Source organism: Exiguobacterium sp. 9-2 (assembly GCF_036287235.1).
Lineage (GTDB): Bacteria > Bacillota > Bacilli > Exiguobacteriales > Exiguobacteriaceae > Exiguobacterium_A.
In genome coordinates, this window is record NZ_CP142850.1 from 2,278,576 (window position 1) to 2,295,805 (window position 17,230).

At 45.6% G+C, this 17,230-nt stretch carries 14 protein-coding genes and 1 other annotated feature; of the genes, 7 read left to right on the forward strand and 7 right to left on the reverse strand.

The window, feature by feature from the left end; translation table 11 throughout:
- Nucleotides 1-162: 162 nt before the first annotated feature.
- From VJ374_RS12000 to tpx, 3 genes are all read right to left on the reverse strand, one after another.
- Nucleotides 163-1,374 (reverse strand): acetate kinase, encoded by a 1,212-nt coding sequence (locus VJ374_RS12000; protein WP_035406240.1) that lies wholly within the window; start codon nt 1,372-1,374, stop codon nt 163-165.
- A gap of 120 nt (nt 1,375-1,494) precedes the next feature.
- Entirely contained in the window at nt 1,495-2,403 is a 909-nt protein-coding gene (locus VJ374_RS12005; protein ID WP_023469052.1) for a class I SAM-dependent methyltransferase, read from the reverse strand.
- A 100-nt stretch (nt 2,404-2,503) separates the two neighbouring features.
- A complete protein-coding gene (gene tpx / locus VJ374_RS12010) occupies nt 2,504-3,001 on the reverse strand; it encodes a thiol peroxidase (RefSeq protein ID WP_155960139.1) in 498 nt (165 codons plus the stop codon).
- 165 nt (nt 3,002-3,166) lie between these two features.
- Here tpx and VJ374_RS12015 point away from each other — a divergent pair, with 165 nt between their 5' ends.
- Nucleotides 3,167-3,982 carry an NAD kinase gene (locus VJ374_RS12015; RefSeq protein ID WP_023469054.1) on the forward strand — a complete coding sequence of 272 codons (816 nt, stop codon included), beginning with the start codon at nt 3,167-3,169 and terminating at the stop codon, nt 3,980-3,982.
- Nucleotides 3,983-4,072: 90 nt separating this feature from the next.
- Entirely contained in the window at nt 4,073-4,843 is a 771-nt protein-coding gene (locus tag VJ374_RS12020; RefSeq protein ID WP_329468861.1) for a MerR family transcriptional regulator, read from the forward strand.
- Here VJ374_RS12020 and VJ374_RS12025 read toward each other — a convergent pair.
- Both VJ374_RS12025 and ezrA read right to left on the reverse strand, forming a co-directional pair.
- Entirely contained in the window at nt 4,835-6,394 is a 1,560-nt protein-coding gene (locus VJ374_RS12025) for an amidohydrolase (RefSeq protein ID WP_329468862.1), read from the reverse strand. The genes VJ374_RS12020 and VJ374_RS12025 overlap by 9 nt on opposite strands.
- Nucleotides 6,395-6,461: 67 nt before the next feature.
- The gene (gene ezrA / locus VJ374_RS12030) at nt 6,462-8,168 is read right to left on the reverse strand and encodes a septation ring formation regulator EzrA (RefSeq protein ID WP_290752050.1); all 1,707 of its coding nucleotides are present in this window, start codon (nt 8,166-8,168) and stop codon (nt 6,462-6,464) included.
- 222 nt (nt 8,169-8,390) lie between these two features.
- Here ezrA and VJ374_RS12035 point away from each other — a divergent pair, with 222 nt between their 5' ends.
- The 3 genes from VJ374_RS12035 to VJ374_RS12045 all read left to right on the forward strand — a co-directional run bounded on the left by VJ374_RS12035 (nt 8,391) and on the right by VJ374_RS12045 (nt 10,390).
- Nucleotides 8,391-8,876: a GAF domain-containing protein gene (locus VJ374_RS12035; RefSeq protein WP_023469058.1), complete on the forward strand. Its 486-nt coding sequence runs from the start codon at nt 8,391-8,393 to the stop codon at nt 8,874-8,876.
- 233 nt (nt 8,877-9,109) lie between these two features.
- Nucleotides 9,110-9,709, forward strand: coding sequence for a 30S ribosomal protein S4 (gene rpsD / locus VJ374_RS12040; protein ID WP_035406229.1), 600 nt, complete (start codon nt 9,110-9,112; stop codon nt 9,707-9,709).
- Nucleotides 9,710-9,862: 153 nt separating this feature from the next.
- Nucleotides 9,863-10,390 (forward strand): biotin transporter BioY, encoded by a 528-nt coding sequence (locus tag VJ374_RS12045; protein ID WP_290752056.1) that lies wholly within the window; start codon nt 9,863-9,865, stop codon nt 10,388-10,390.
- Between the two features lie 44 nt (nt 10,391-10,434).
- Here the strand turns inward: VJ374_RS12045 and tyrS are convergent, their stop codons facing one another.
- Nucleotides 10,435-11,682 carry a tyrosine--tRNA ligase gene (gene tyrS, locus VJ374_RS12050; protein ID WP_035406219.1) on the reverse strand — a complete coding sequence of 416 codons (1,248 nt, stop codon included), beginning with the start codon at nt 11,680-11,682 and terminating at the stop codon, nt 10,435-10,437.
- A 54-nt stretch (nt 11,683-11,736) separates the two neighbouring features.
- Nucleotides 11,737-11,944: a binding site (T-box leader), on the reverse strand.
- A 148-nt stretch (nt 11,945-12,092) separates the two neighbouring features.
- On the opposite strand from tyrS, the gene VJ374_RS12055 reads away from it, so the two are divergent.
- Entirely contained in the window at nt 12,093-14,687 is a 2,595-nt protein-coding gene (locus VJ374_RS12055; protein WP_329468863.1) for a transglycosylase domain-containing protein, read from the forward strand.
- A 47-nt stretch (nt 14,688-14,734) separates the two neighbouring features.
- Here VJ374_RS12055 and acsA read toward each other — a convergent pair whose 3' ends face one another.
- Complete coding sequence (gene acsA / locus VJ374_RS12060) at nt 14,735-16,438, reverse strand: acetate--CoA ligase (protein ID WP_329468864.1); 1,704 nt, start codon at nt 16,436-16,438, stop codon at nt 14,735-14,737.
- Between the two features lie 146 nt (nt 16,439-16,584).
- Between acsA and VJ374_RS12065 the strand changes: the two genes are divergently transcribed.
- Nucleotides 16,585-17,217, forward strand: a complete 633-nt coding sequence (locus VJ374_RS12065; protein WP_023469064.1) for a GNAT family N-acetyltransferase — start codon at nt 16,585-16,587, stop codon at nt 17,215-17,217.
- Nucleotides 17,218-17,230: the final 13 nt, after the last annotated feature.

Genomic DNA, 17,230 nt, shown 5'->3' on the forward strand with positions numbered 1-17,230 from the left:
AAATGACCCTTTTTTAGGTTTATTTTTACGATGATGACGCTTCTTTTTTCGTTGTATGACAAACGTCGTAACAATAGATCATACGTTCGCGTATCACTTTTCTGGGATTTCATCAAAAAAAGGACTAAATCGTCGTATTAACGATTCAGTCCTTTTTAAAAATTATGCGTTTTGAGCAACCAATCCACCAACACGAACTGTATCGCGTGCGATCATCAATTCTTCATTCGTTGGAATGATAATGACTTTGACTGGTGAGTGTGGGTAGTTAATGAAGAGTTCTTCTCCATGAGCTCCATTGTTGAGTGATGGATCCCAGTAAACGCCCATGAATTCGAGACCACGTAGGACACGCTCACGGATTGAATCTGAGTTTTCCCCAACACCAGCTGTGAAGATAATGGCATCAACACCATTCATCTCAGCAGCATATTGCCCGATGTATCCGTGGATACGGTTCGCGAAGATACGGAGTGCCATCTCTGAACGGTGGTTTCCTTCCTTCGCAGCCGTTTGGACGTCACGCAAGTCACTTGAAAGACCTGAGAGTCCGTAGATTCCAGACTCTTTGTTCATGACGTTCAAGACTTCTTCCGCTGTTTTCCCTGTTTTCTCCATTAAGAATGGAATCAAAGCTGGGTCAAGTGAACCAGAACGTGTTCCCATCGTGATTCCTTCAAGCGGTGTGAAGCCCATCGTCGTATCGATTGATTCGCCACCCGAAACTGCTGCGATCGATGCTCCGCTACCTAAGTGACATGAGATCAAACGAAGGTCTTTTAATGGACGACCAAGTAATTCAGATGCACGTTCCGTAACATATTTGTGGCTCGTACCGTGGAAACCATATTTACGGATACCGTATTCTGTGTAGTAATCATACGGTAAGCTGTAAAGGAAGTTTTCTTCTGGCATCGTTTGATGGAACGCCGTATCGAAGACCGCCACTTGCGGCACTTCCGGAAGCAATGCTTGGAATGCCCGGATTCCGATCAAGTTTGGTGGAATGTGAAGTGGTCCGAGTTCTGTATACGACTCGATATCTTGCATGACTTCATCCGTGATCAATACAGAGTCTGCATATTTTTCTTTACCATGAAGAACACGATGTCCGACACCTTTAATCTCATCGTAAGACGAGATAATTCCGAACTCCATTAATTTTTCGAGTGATAACTCGACTGCTTCTTTATGTGTTGCAAGCGGGAGGACATCTGTATACTTTTGTCCTTCACCATATTTAATCGTAAAGATTGCATCGTCTTTACCGACACGTTCAACGAGTCCGACTGCAATCATCGTTTCGTTCGGCATTTCGAGCAATTGGAACTTCAAAGACGAACTACCTGCGTTTACCGCCATAATTTTTGCCATGATTTTTCCCCTTTTCCATTTGAATCCAATGAACATTCACATCTGTTTAGGTTTTCTTCTATTTCTGTTCTACAACTAGAATAGTCAAATTAACGACAGATTTCAATCACTTTGCGTAATTCATTTTAATTCTGTGTTAATCCATTCATCAATCTGTTTCACCATACCACCAAACGCACGGGCATCTGTGAAAGATGGTAGTTCAGCAAGTAACGCTTGTTTTGGCATCTTCATACCGGCTAAATGATTACGGACGATCAAATAACTTTTTGCTGCCTGTTCTTGTTTGAACATGGTTAACGGCAATTGTAAAATGCCGATGACGTGCGCTTTTGATTCAAAGTACTGTTTCAACTTGCCTTCCGTATCATGCTGGAACAAACCGTTCGGAATGACAAAAACACCGAACCCACCTGGTTTGACGTATTGCATCGCTTGTTCGATCAATAAGAAATGACTATAGCTCATACCCTCATCTCGTTTCAAGATGTAAGAAGCAGCAGCCTCTTCATCCGGATAATAACCGACTGGGAGATCAGCCATCGCAAGATCAACTGGATCTAGCAACAAAGGTCGTAACGCATCTTGATGCGTATACGTAACAGGATAGTCGAGTAATTCCGTTACCGCTGCCGATAAACGAATTAACGTCTCATCTACCTCAACTGCTTCAGCAGATGTGCCCGTCGAAAGCTGACTCAAGACAGCGTGTAACATACCACCTGTTCCACTTCCTAATTCAAGTAGTCGGATGTCCTCCTTACCTACCAATTTCCCGATTAGATAACCAGCAAACAAAGCGACGCTGTCTGGCGTCGGCAAATGGTTCGGTTGCGCTTGTTTCATCCCTTCTAAAATAGCAAGCGATACTGCCTTTCGAATGACCTCTTTGTCTACATTTTCAGTATGGCGATCGTTCAACCGGTCAATCACAGTCGTCAACGCTTCTAGGTAAGGCATATCAAGATCACGTTCGATTTGTTTTGTTTGACGTGTTAATTCCTTATATAACTTTTCTAACGGCTCCATGTACGTCATCCTCTCCAAAACGAAACGGCCCCCCGTAGAGCGGGAGCCGTTTCTATCATTAGTTCCATTGTAACGCTTCAGCGTCGTTTGTAAACCATTCTTACTTCGCTTCACGTGCTGCAGCGAGTGCTGCTTCGAAATTTACCTCATCCGTTGATTCTTCGAGGTATTCGACATACGTGATTTCGTTGTTCGAATCTAAGACGAAGACAGAGCGAGCAAGCAGACGTAATTCTTCGATTGCCACGCCGTACTGTGTACCGAATGAAAGATCACGGTGATCAGACAATGTCACGACTTGATCAAGACCACTTGACGCACACCAACGACGTTGCGCGAACGGAAGGTCGTTTGAGATCGTCATGACCGTCACACCTTCGATTTTAGCTGCTTCTTCGTTAAATTTACGAGTCTGCGCATCGCATACCCCTGTATCGATTGATGGGACGACACTGATGATTCGAACACCTTGGTATGTATCACGTGTTACGGGCGATAAGTCGTTAGCTAACACTTGAAAGTCCGGTGCTGTTTGTCCGACTTGAACCGCTGTACCTTGAAGTGTGATTGGATTTCCTTTAAACGTTGCCATATGAATTCCCCTTTTCCCCTGATTGGATATACTGTATTTTCTATTTAACTATAGGAATGATCTGCGAAGATGGCAAGTATTCTGCCATAATTGATGGACTTCAGTACCCGTCTTTCTAAAAAACAGGTATAATAAAAGAGTTCATGAAACGCTTTCAAGGGGGAATTGACCATGGCTCGAAATAATGTCTACCTGTACTACCGAAATACACAAAGACACGAGACGCAGGTGCGAAAGTTGATTGATGTCGGTACACGATACGGACTGAATGTCGTCCAAGATCATCGACAAGCAAACATCATCGTCTCGATTGGTGGAGATGGGGCTTTCTTGCAAGCGGCACGCTTCACAGGTTTCCGTGATGATGCGATCTATGTCGGATTCGCTGAAGGACCAAACTCGTTCTACTGTGACTTTGATATCAATGATCTTTCTGCGGTCGAAGCAATCTTTAAAGAGACGGGCAATCGTGTCTCGGATGGCGAAATCGAAGTACGTCGTTATCCACTACTTGAAGCATCCATCAACGGTGGACCACCGATGCTCTGTCTGAACGAATGTTCCGTAAAGTCGAGCATCATCAAATCACTCGCAATCGAAGTCTATATCGATGACTTCCTGTTTGAGACATTCCGCGGGGATGGAATGGTCATCTCAACACCGACGGGATCTACGGCTTATAACAAGTCACTTTCTGGTGCGATCGTCGATCCATTGATCCACTGTCTTCAAGTCAGCGAGATCGCTTCCGTTAACAATAACCGGTACCGGACACTCGGTTCTGCTTTCCTATTGAACCGCGGACGGAAACTCTCGTTACGCATCATTGAGGACGGAAACGATTATCCGATCATCGGGATGGATAACGAAGCACTCAGCCTGACACGAACGGATTCAGTCGATATCCAGCTCTCTGAAAAAGAACTTAAAACCGTCAAATTGACGAACAATACATTTTGGCATAAGATTCAACGCTCATTCTTATGACAATAAAAAAATCTGCCTCCTCGGGGCAGATTTTTTTATTGCGTCTTCCGTTACGTCACCCCTTATACTCCAATCAAAGGAGGTACACAGATGATGTATTCCACTCAGGAAATCGCCAAACTTACCGGCGTCACAAAACGAACGCTTTATCATTATGAGACGTTCGGTCTCCTTGTGCCAAAGCGCAACGATGCCGGTCACCGATATTATAGCAGTGAGGATCTTTTACGTTTACAACAAATCCTTCTCTATCGCTCTCTTGATTTTCCGCTGTCAGAAATCCAAAGATTACTTACACAATCTGACTCCAGTCATCACACGATATTGAAAAAACAAATTGTACTACTTCAAGAAAAAGCTTCGCATTATCAGATGCTCGCTCAACTCGCTGAACAAACATTACTCACTTTAATAGGAGGACTCCCCATGAAAGATGAACAATTATTCCGCGGTTTACGTCACGAAGAGATCGTCATGCACGAAAAACAACATGCAGATGAAGTCCAACAACACTACGGTGACACCGACGCCTATCGAATCAGTGCAAAAAGACAAAAACAACGTACCCCAAATGAGAAAGAAAGACTTAGCGCCATGCACAAACAACTCGATCAACGCTTGACGATCCTTTACCGCGACGGACGTGCGGCATCTGACCCGGACGTTCAACAGGTCGTCAAGGAACAACATGACTTCATCGATACGTACTATTACCCATGTGAGTTATCTATTTTTGAGTCACTCGGTCAGATGTACGTGTCCGACGAACGGTTTCGCGCTTATTACGATGCGTATGCACCTGGACTATCTTCTTTTTATTCAGAAGCTATTTCGCACTATACAGAAGCAACATCAAACTAAGGTTGCTTCTGCCTGATAGACGATTTTACCAGCTTGGACAGTCTCCACTAAACGGTTATTCAAGATGGCTTCACCACGCAAGCGATAGAAGTCTTCTTCAAAGATGACGAAATCGGCATCGTATCCTGGTAGGAGTAATCCTTTGCGTCCATGTGTCTCGGTCGCGAGATGTGGATTTTTCGTAAAGAGTAACAAGGCTTCGTACATCGATAACGTCTCATTCGCCTTATTGACACGTCCCGCTGTTCCTTCCGTCGCTGCATACAGGGAACGCCGGACATCGGGGTCAGAGATCGGCGCATCTGCCCCACCGCATAATAATGCGCCGGTCTCAGCTAACGAACGTAAACGATAACTCCAGTCTAAGCGGTTCAATCCGAGTCGATCGACGATAAAGTCTGCGTCATCCAGTAAAAAGACCGGTTGAACGTCAATCAAGACCGGTAACTTCCGAATTCGTGCAAGCGTTTCTGGTCGAACGACCGTCGCATGAATGATCCGATCCCGCTTGCCTTTTGGTGCTGGATATTTCTCGAGCACCTGTACGAATCGTTCAATCGCTAAATCACCGATGACATGTGCCGCAACTGTAAACCCGTAACTACGTGCACGCTTGACGAGTTGTTCGAGTTGTTCTGGTGTATGCACTTCGATACCACGTGTCGTCGGATCATCAGAATAACCACGACCGAGAAGAGCTGTCCGTCCTCCGAGTGCGCCGTCGACGAATAGTTTCATCGCACCAATTGACATCGTTGATGGCAAAATTGGTTGCTGTTGCACGAACTCATCGATAACAAGATGATGAACGAGTAGATGTGTATGGAAGCCTGTCTCTTCTGTCACTTCTTTATATGCTTGGAGGATTTCCGCGACATCTCCGTGATACGATAAATCTTCTGTGTGTGCCGCAATGATGCCGTATTGATACAAACTCTTGATTGCTGATCGGAGTGACGATTTGTTTCGCTCTAAGTTTCCAGCTTGTAACGCATACAAAGGTTCAAGCGCCGCATCGTACAAAAATCCGTCAGCTTCGCCGTTATCCGATAAGCCGATCTTTCCACCATCGATGACAGTCGATGCTTTATAGCCGAGCTGTTGGAATAAAACATCGTTGACAAGTGCGGTATGCCGGTCTGTCCGTTTTAATAAGGCGGGAGCGTCCGGGAACAACTGATTCAGCCATGCTTTTGTCGGCGCACGGTCAAGTTTCGTTTCGTCATATCCTTCCGCTACGTGAATCCCATTGATTGGTTCTGCCTTGAGGAAAGCTTGTCCTAATGCTTCAAGCGTCGTATAACGCGAGGCATCGACACGGTTGATCGCTTCCCCGTAGCCAATCAGATGAATATGTGCGTCTGTGAAGGCTGGATAAACAGCTTTTCCGTTCAAGTCTTGAATCTGATCAATACGTCTACCGAAACGTCGACGTAGTTTTCCTTCCTCCCCCATTGCGATGATCCGCGTCTTCTCGACGAACATCGCTGAATGGACGTCCTCTTCATGTGCCATCGTTCGAATCAATCCGTTTACGTATAGTGTTCCCATTCTACTCACTCCTCTTTTTACAAAAATAGGGTGACCATGACGGTCACCCTGAATTGTCGATCCTGATTTAAACGTGCAACGTTTCCTCTGGTGCACACGATCGTTTAATGCGTTCGATCGCGTCCGGATCGTATTCATTTAGGACACGTTCCGCTAAGACGATCGTACGTTCATAGTCTCCCGCTAAGAACTTCGTTTCCGCGATCGTCAGCGACATATGTATCTCATTGTCGTGGCGACGGTATCGGTTCGCATACTGGACGAGCCGTTCGGCGTACGTGACTTCGAACACTAATGTATCTAACCGTTCTTGCACATGTTTAAACGTTTCTTGGACGTCTTGGCTTTGTGCAACGATCGATCGGACATTAAACGGTAACTCTTCGAGCCGTGTCTCAAGCGTCTGTAGCGAACGATTCGCATTACGTAGTGCTTCTTCAACTTCCGTTGGTAAGTTCGGTAATCCAAGTCGTTTCAGACGAAGACGTGTTTGCGAGAGCTGATGACGCCATTCGACGATCCGTTCGCGCACTTCTGTCTCTTCTTTTCGAAGCGCTTGAAGTTCGACCGTAAAGCGTTCGTACTGAATCATCAACTGTTCCTCTAAGCGAATCGCATCGCGCATTTGATCTTCGAGCATACTGAACGGAATGATTTTCCCAGCAATCGACTCATCGAGATCTTTTGCCGCTTCAAATAGTAGCTCTTCGTCACGCTGGATCGTTTCGTAGTGAATTCCAAGATCTGCTGAGATTTCATACTTTTCACGTAAGATACTGAACTCTTGCGCCAATTGATGAATCCGTTCGCGCATCCGTAATGCTTTTTGTTTCAAGGATTGATTTTCTTTTTTCACTTGATGACGTGCATCAACTTCACGACGGAACGTATCGTACATTTGATCAACGTCGGCTGATAACTGTTGAATCGCTTCTTCTAAACCATCGACTTCAAGCATCTCGATTTTTTCAGAAAGGCTCAGACGTTGTTCCTCGAACCGTTTGATCTCAGATTGAAGACCGAGTGGTTCAAGCGGATACCCATCTAACGACATTTCCTTATAACCCGCTCCGAGCTGATCAATCCGTTGACGCAATTCATGTGCGAGAATCTTCCATTGTTTCGGCACGAGTTCAACAAGCTGACGCGTCGTCGCTACTTCTTGCTCAAGCAACAAGCTTGTTTCGTACGCCTTCGTCACTTCACCCGAAGCTTCGTATTGACACATCTCATTCCAGTGCGCGTTGATTTGTTCACTTCGTTCCTCCAGACGCGCGAGCGCCGGACCGAATGAGTTCGCTTGGATCAATAACGATTTCCGAACTTGCCCAGAATCAGCTTCCCCTTGCGCTTTCAACTCTGCTAAAACCGATTGATTCGTTTTGAACGTCGACATCTCGACGAGCATCTCATCGATCAATCCTTCGAGTTCCGCAATCAATTGTTCCGTTACTTCAAGGTCATTCTTGACGGCGATGAACCGGTATTTATCGAGCGCTTCTTCCGCTCGGTAAAGGGTTTCATCGATTTGGGCGACGTGGACCGTTAACAACTCTTCCCACGCTTGATGCCAGGAGCTGAACTTCGTCTCCGTCTCACCCGCCATCGGTAGTTGCTTTAAGTCCTGCAACTCCTTTGGAATCGATGCACTGACGATGCCTTGTTTGCGCATATCAAGTTCATCGATTTTCGTGTAGTATTTTTTTCGACTGATCATGCTGAATAGCATGACGAGTAATACGATGACGATGACTCCGATCACCCATGCCCACATTTGTCACGACCTCCACTCTGTCGTACGACTTTAGATTTTCTCTAAATCGCAATAATCTTATCCTTATAATAGTATAGCGCAACCGTTTTGCATAGATTTACAGAGGCTTTTCCTGATTTCTTCCGCTGTTTTGAATCCTTTGTCCAAAAATCAATTGTTTGTCAGCTACACGAAAACTCGTTAAACTAAAAAAAATACGCTTTTCACGGGAGGAATTTTATTATGTTCGAAACAAAGACATATGAAGGTGACCGGACGAAACAATATGACATGCTGTCAAAACAACTCGATGCGTTATTAATGGGAGAAGACAATCAAGTCGCGAACTTATCGAATGCGAGCGCGTTACTCAACCAATTCCTCGACCGTATCAACTGGGTCGGCTTCTATTTGACGGATACCGAGCAAAACCAACTCGTCCTCGGACCATTCCAAGGACTTCCAGCATGCGTCCGTATTCCATTCGGTCGTGGTGTTTGCGGAACGTCCGCAGCAGAACAAACGACACAACGGATCGAAGACGTTCATCAATTCCCAGGTCATATCGCATGTGACGCGGCATCGAATTCTGAAATCGTCATTCCACTCGTCAAAGACGGACAAACGATCGGCGTCCTCGATATCGACAGCCCAGAATTCAACCGTTTCGATGAAGTCGACCAAGCTGGTTTAGAAGCATTCTGTACGACACTACTTCGTCATCTGTAATTCTGATTGACAGTCGATTGTCCACACCGTATACTTGTAAAAGTGCAGAAATGATAACGATAGCGGTCAAATCGCTTACGTATCACATTTCATGACTCGGTGAATAACCGGAGGGGCATCGTGTAACTTTGCTATCAAGCGAGGGTGCCACATCATGAAATGGGCGTAACGTGGGTTTGATGGCGTTATTATTTTTATGCAAATAATAACGAACACTAAGGAGGAGTCTTATTATGGCTCGCTATACAGGTCCAGCTTGGAAACTTTCACGTCGTCTCGGTATCTCACTTACTGAAACAGGAAAAGAAATCGCAAAACGTCCGTACGCTCCAGGACAACACGGTAACAGCCGTCGTAAAATGTCTGAGTACGGTCTTCAACTTCAAGCGAAGCAAACGCTTCGTCACATGTACGGAGTAAACGAACGCCAATTCAACCGTATGTTCAACGATGCTGGCAAAATGCCTGGTATTCACGGTGAGAACTTCATGTTCTTACTTGAAACACGTCTTGATAACGTCGTTTACCGTATGGGTATGGCTCGTACACGTCGTGCTGCTCGTCAGCTCGTCAACCACGGTCACATCCAAGTTGATGGCGCTCGCGTCGACATCCCGTCGTTCCGCGTGAAACCAGGTCAAACGATCTCAGTTCGCGAAAAATCGAAGAACTTTGTCGTTATCAAAGAAGCACTCGAAGTTGCTCCAGCAACTAAAGACTTCGTTACTTTCGATGCTGAGAAGCTCGAAGGAACGTTCGTCCGTCTTCCTGAGCGTTCTGAATTGAACGATCAAATCCAAGAACAACTCGTCGTCGAGTACTACTCACGTTAATCGATTGTTCCAGCACTCACTTCGGTGGGTGCTTTTTTTGTACATATCATGAAAATGTATACCTGGTCTTAAAAAAAGAGTGACGCCAATTATTTATTTGTGTTAACCTATAAACATACATAGTTAACACAAATAGAAAAGAGGACTTTATTCATGAAAACAAGAGATTTAACGTTCATCGCCCTTGGTGCTGCCATCATCGCAGCCGTCAGCTCTTTGCCGCAGATCCAACTGGTCGGCGCCGTTCCGATCACACTTCAGATGCTCGCAATCATGACGGTCAGTGCCATTCTCGGTGGAAAACGCGGTGGACTTGCTGTCTTGATCTTCTTATTGCTCGCAGCTGCTGGTCTCCCTGTTCTCGGCGGAAAAGGTGGACTTGCTCCATTCGTCGGACCAACTGTTGGGTATTTGATCGCCTTTCCGATTGCCGGATTCTTCATCGGTCTCATCGCTGAAAAAACACGTCGTTTCGTCCCCCTCTTCATCGGGATGATCGTCTTCGGACTTGGTTTAGTCTACTTGCTCGGAACATTCGGTCTGATGGCTGTACTCGATCTGTCGTTCAAAGATGCTTTTGCGATCAACTATCCTTTCGTCTTATGGGATACGATCAAAGCCGTCATTGCCACGACGATCGCCGTTCGCTTGTTGCCACTTCGCTTATTCCGGACAGCTTAAAAAACGCTCTCTGCATCTATGTGCAGGGAGCGTTTCGTTTATCATCAAGCATGCTCGACGACGAAGTATTTTTTCTTTCCGCGACGTACGATCGTAAAGCGACCGATTGCATCTGATTCAGTGATTTCTTTCGTTAAGTCTTGCTCGCGTTCTCCGTTGAGGTAGATCGCACCGTTCGTGACGTCTTCACGTGCCTGACGTTTTGACGGACTAATCTTCGCCTCAACGAGCACGTCGACGAGGTTGTTTGATTCGCCGAGTGTAAAGCGTGGCATGCCTTTGAAGGCATCTTCGATATCTTCGACTTGCAACGATTTAATATCTCCGCTAAAGAGTGCCGTCGTAATACGTTGTGCTTGTGTCAGACCTTCTTCACCGTGGACGAGAACCGTCATTTCTTCTGCAAGACGACGTTGTGCGACGCGCTTCTCTGGTGCTGCCTTGACTTCTTCTGCAAGTGCATCGAGTTCTTCGTGCGTCAAGAACGTGAAGTATTTCAAGAACTTGATGACGTCGAGATCGTCTACATTGAACCAGAACTGGTAGAACTCGTACGGTGACGTTTTATCAGCATCTAACCAGACCGCACCGCCAGCTGTCTTACCGAATTTCTGACCATCCGCTTTCGTAACGAGCGGTACTGTCAATCCGAATGCTTTTTCTTCATGACCAGCACGACGAATCAGCTCCATTCCTGCTGTGATGTTCCCCCACTGATCACTACCTCCTACTTGAAGACGGCATCCTTTGTCTTCGTAAAGTTTCAAGAAGTCAAACGATTGAAGTAACATGTATGAGAACTCAGTGAATGAGATACCGTTTTGAAGACGTGAATCAACAGAGTCCTTCGCAAGCATGTAGCTGACCGGGAAGTGTTTTCCGATATCACGTAAGAAATCGATGATTGTCAAATCTTTCGTCCAGTCTAAGTTATTGGCGATCGTGACCGGATTTTCACCTTCAAGTGGTAAGAAACGTGACAGTTGATCTTTAATCCGATTCGCGAACTCTTCGACGATATCCGATGTGTTCAATGACCGTTCCGTTGCACGACCACTCGGATCCCCAATCATCCCAGTTGCCCCTCCAACGAGACCTACGACATGGTGACCCGCTTGTTGGAATCTTTTTAAGACTAAAATCGGCAACAAGTGTCCGATGTGAAGTGAATCTGCTGTTGGATCGAAGCCTGTGTAAAGCGTCGTCGGATTCTCGAGTAATGTTTTCAGCCCTTCTTCATCTGTCATTTGGTTAATTAACCCGCGAAATTCTAAATCCTCTAATAACGTCATTGTTTCTCCTCCTAAAGTTCACTATTAACAAAAAAACCGTCCCTTCGTCTAAAACGAAGGGACGGAATATTCCGTGGTACCACCCTAATTGTCCTTTTGTGTAAAAGGACCACTTGGTTCGTCGATAACGGGACGGACCGCTTGATTTCTCAAGAAACTCCTGGAAGCGTAATTCGTAAGTTCACTGTGTCCTAGTTCGCAGCACCACTAGGTCTCTGTCACAGGGAGTGACTTACTACTATATTCCGATCATGGTTTAACGCAATATACGAAAATAAGATGGTTTCATGATACGTCGAAGGCGAATCCGCTGTCAAGTCCGATTTCATTAGTAGATTTATGGTATAATACGTCTATCTGTGATTTAATATTAATTTACACCTAAGTTTAAGATGCAAAGGAGATCATTTATGCGCGAGAACTGGTTCAAGTTTTGGAATCATCCCCGGACGAAAGCCGTTCGGCACTGGTCAAATATCACATATGATGTTTCATGGAACATCATTTTGTTCCTCATCATAGCTGTCTTACTCGTCGGTAGTTTTTCTGTTGGTGCAGCGGGCGGCTATTTCGCTTCGCTCGTCAAGGACACAAAAGCACCACCATTGACTGAGATGAAACAACAAGTCAACAGCTATGCCGTCACAAGCCAAATTTATTGGGGAAGTGGTGAAAAGCTGACGAACATCTCAACAGATGAAGAACGTCAGCCTGTCGATATCAAGAAGATTTCTCCTTACTTGATCGATGCGCTTTTATCAACGGAAGATGTAGACTTCTATCAACACGATGGTGTCGTTCCAAAAGCGACATTACGAGCAGTTCTACAAGAACTAACGAATTCTGCGTCGCGCACAGGCGGAAGTACGCTAACACAACAATTAATCAAAAACCAAATCTTGACGAACGAAGTCTCATTCGAACGGAAAGCGAAAGAAATTCTTTTAGCATTGCGCCTTGAAAACGCGATGTCAAAAGATGAAATTTTACAAGCGTATTTGAATGTCGTCTCATTCGGTCGCAATTCACTCGGTCGTAATATCGCGGGGATCGAGGCTGCATCACAAGGAGTTTTCAACAAATCCGCGAAAAAACTGACGTTACCACAAGCAGCTTTTCTCGCTGGGATTCCTAAAAACCCTTATTACTACACCCCTTACCTTCAAGGTGGCGTCGTCAAAAAGGACTTGACGCCAAGCGTCAACCGGATGAAAACAGTATTGAAGCGGATGTATGTCGCGAAAAACATCACGAAGGAACAGTACGAAAAAGCAATCAAGCATGATATTACGAAAGATTTCGCGAAACAATCAAAACGTTCTCGTGATACGTATCCGTATGTCTACGATTTAGCCGAACGTGAAGCGACGAAAATCATGACGAAGTATCTGATGAAACAAGATGGTGTGAAGGAAGATGAAGTGAAACCGTCTGAACTGGCAGAAGTGCGTGCCAACTATCAAGATCAAGCACTTGTTGCACTGCGCCAAGGCGGCTACAAAGTTCACTTGACACTTGATAAAAAAATTCATGAAGCGATGCAACAACCTGCGAAGAACAGTGCGAACTTTCCAGGAAGCATGCAATACAAACAAGTCGTCGATCCAAAAACGAAAAAAAGCGTTTCGAAACAGGATCCAGAAGAAACAGCAGCAGTCATGGTTCAAAATGAAACGGGACGTATCCTCGGATTCGTCGGCGGACGGTATATGGATGGAAAAGCTGACGATTTCAACCGGGCATTCCAAGCCAAACGTCAAATCGGGTCAACGGCAAAACCAATCCTCGTTTACTCGAACGGGATTGAAAATCGCTTGATCACACCAGGGTCTACCGTTAATGATGAAGAGTACTACTACCAGACTGTACCACGTCAACCTGGCGACCGTCCGATCAAGAACGAAGGTGGACGTTACCGTGGTAATGTAACGGTTCGTACGGCATTAGAACTATCATTGAACGTACCGGCCGTTAAGATTTACGAGAAGATGAACATGTCGAATTCGATTCAAAAACTCGTCGATATGGGAGTTGAAGTACCTGATGCGATCCGTTATGCCCCTTCTGCGGCACTCGGAACGATGGAAATCACACCTGTCGAACTCGCAGGTGCTTACGCGACACTTGCCAACTATGGTGAATTCGTCCAACCGTACATCATCTCGAAAATCACGAAAGACGGAAAAGATATCTATAAAGCAAAACCGAAGAAAAAACGGATCTATGAACCACGAACAGCTTACCTGACACTTGATATGATGCGTGGTGTCTTCACGAAAGGTACAGCGACGTTCGCTAAAGCTAGATTGAACGTACCGGGAGATTGGGCCGGTAAGACGGGTACGACCAACGATGTCAAAGACTCTTATCTTGTTGGTTCTACTCCTGGTGTAACCCTTGCCGTCTGGACAGGACACGACCAGAACAACTCACTCATCGGTCCGTCAACGTACTACCAACGTACGCAGACGCTCTGGTCACAGATGGCGAATGCATCGTATGGTGCGAACAGCAGTTACTTCAAATCTGGCGCCCGCTTCACGCAACCATCTTCTGTAACAGCAAATGACTTCCAAAACAGTGGTCGCTTCAAAGAAGAAGATAAGAAGAAAAAAGCCGAAGAAGCAAAGAAAAAAGCCGAAGAAGCAAAGAAAAAAGCCGAAGCGAAGAAACAGAAAGAAGTAGAAGAAAAGAAAAAAGAGGCAGACGCACAGAAGAAAGAAGATCAACAAAAACAACAAGATCAAGCTAAAGAAAAAGCAGATGCTGAGGCAAAGAAAAAAGCAGCAGATGACGCAAAACGTGCTGCCGATGCAAAAGCTGAAGCTGATGCAAAAGCAAAAGCCGACGCAAAAGCAAAAGCCGATGCAAAAGCAAAAGCCGAAGCCGATGCAAAAAAGAAAGCTGAAGCGGACGCTAAGAAAAAAGAGGCAGATGCGAAGAAACAGCAAGAGCAACAAAAGAAACAAGATGAAAAGAAAAAAGATGCTGCTTCTGAAAACTAACAAAAAGGATGAATCACCTGTTTCGGTGATTCATCCTTTTTTCATGTTCAATCCTCCATCGTCGATAAATCGCCCGTTTCCAAGTTCAACTCCCATGCTTTCAGAACACGGCGCATGATTTTACCACTTCGTGTCTTCGGCAACTTATCTCGGAAATCAATTTCTCTTGGGGCCGCGTGAGCAGCTAGACCTTCCTTGACGAATGCTTGGATTTCTTGTTTTAATTCATCCGTTGGCTCATAACCATCACGTAAGGCAATGAATGCCTTAATGATTTCGCCTCGCACCGGGTCTGGTTTCCCGATGACTCCGGCTTCCGCGACTGCTGGGTGCTCAACGAGACGGCTTTCAACTTCAAACGGACCGACCCGTTCTCCAGCCGTCATGATGACGTCATCAACACGCCCCTGGAACCAAAAATAGCCTTCATCGTCCATATAGGCAGAATCGCCTGACACATACCATCCTTTAAAGAAATAGGATTCATATTTTTGTGGATTGTTCCAAATTTGACGCATCATCGATGGCCACGGTGTTTTCAAGGCAAGGTTACCCATCCGGAACGGTGGTAACTCGTTTCCTTGATCATCAATGATCGCAGCTTGGGTTCCTGGAATTGGTTTCCCCATCGATCCCGGTTTAATGTCCATCGACTTGTAGTTACAAATCATCATCGCGCCCGTTTCTGTCATCCACCATGTATCATGAATGCGTTGATCAAATGCTTCTTTTCCCCAACGAATAACTTCTGGATTCAATGGTTCTCCGACAGACAACACATGACGAAGACTTGAAAGATCATGGTGATTCGCGACGTCCGCCCCCGCTCCCATTAACATCCGGAAAGCAGTTGGCGCGCTATACCAGACCGTTACGTTATACTTCTCGATAACACTATACCAGAAATCTGGATTGAAACGTCCACCGACAACGACGTTCGTTGCCCCATTTAAGAACGGTGCGAAGATACCGTAACTTGTTCCTGTGACCCACCCTGGATCAGCCGTGCACCAGTAGACATCGTCTTCTTGTAGATCGAGTACCCAACGTCCTGTCATTAAATGCTGAATCATCGCATTTTGAACATGGAGGACACCTTTTGGCTTCCCTGTCGATCCTGAAGTATAGTGCAAGATCAATCCGTCTTCACGATCCAACCAGACCGGTTCGAATACATCGGATGCTTGCTTGAACGCTTTTCGGAAATCAAGTAATGTTTCTGATTCTTCAACGCCTTCATCAACGAGTACTACTTTTTCAAGTGATTCCAGTTCCCCAACTGGAACACGCGGGAGCAACGCTTTCGTTGTCACGAGTAGTTTCGCTTCAGAATCAACTAAACGATCACGAACAGCTTGTTCCATGAATGCTTCAAACAACGGACCGACGATCGCCCCTACTTTCAGTGCACCAAGTAGGGCAAAGTACAGTTCTGGTGAGCGTGGCATGAAGATGAAAATCCGGTCACCCGTTTTGACTCCTGCATCGACTAATACGTTTGCCGCTTTATTCGTCAATCGTTTCATGTCTGCATAGGTGAATCGTTGTTCCGTCATTCCATCGAAATAGATCAGCGCATCCTTGTTCGCCCGCTCGCCTTCTGCGTGGCGGTCGATTGCTTCATAGGCAATGTTGACTTTCCCCGTTGTCGCCCATGAAAAGTACTGCTCAGCATCTTTCCAGTCGTACGTGTTCGTTTCATCATACTCTGCTAACCAATGCTTCCCCGGAAGCGCTTTCAAAACTTTCATGTCTCGTTCCTCCCCTTCTATGTTTTCCTCTTTATTATAAGCTAGTTATCCGTCAGTTCAATCCATTTGCCGTCAATTTGTTAAAAAATCCCTCTCTTTACTCAAGCGCTTTCGTCTATAATGAATAGGAAGGTGGTGACGCTTACATGTTTGAAAAACAATTCAATCATCGGACGCATGAAACATCACTCGGTCCTGTTGACATCGAAGGTCCCGTACCGAGTCAAACACTAGCAACGTATACACTCGATTCAGGGTTAACGGCTTTTCGTCCACCCGCTGAACAACATCAAGCGCTCGTTGAGATTGCAGACCTTGAAGAAGGACGGATCATCGTCGCTCGTCAAGGAACGGAAATCATCGGTTATGTGACTTACTTATATCCTGATCCCTATGAAACATGGAGTGAGGGAAACAATCCGTACATCTTGGAACTCGGGGCGATTGAAGTCTCCTCTCGGTTCCGCGGACAACAGATTGGTAAAAAATTGCTTGAAATCTCCATGCTAGATCCTGCCATGGAACATTATTTAATTCTAACGACTGAATATTATTGGCATTGGGACTTAAAAGGTAGTGGACTATCAGTGTGGGATTACCGGAAGATCATGGAGAAGATGATGAACCATGGTGGTCTTGTCTTTTTCCCGACCGATGATCCGGAAATCGCCTCCCACCCTGCTAACTGCCTGATGGCACGTATCGGAAAACACGTCTCACCTGAAGTCGTCGCTCATTTTGATGCGCTACGCTTGAGAAGACGCTTCATGTATGACTGAGCTCGAGGAGGAA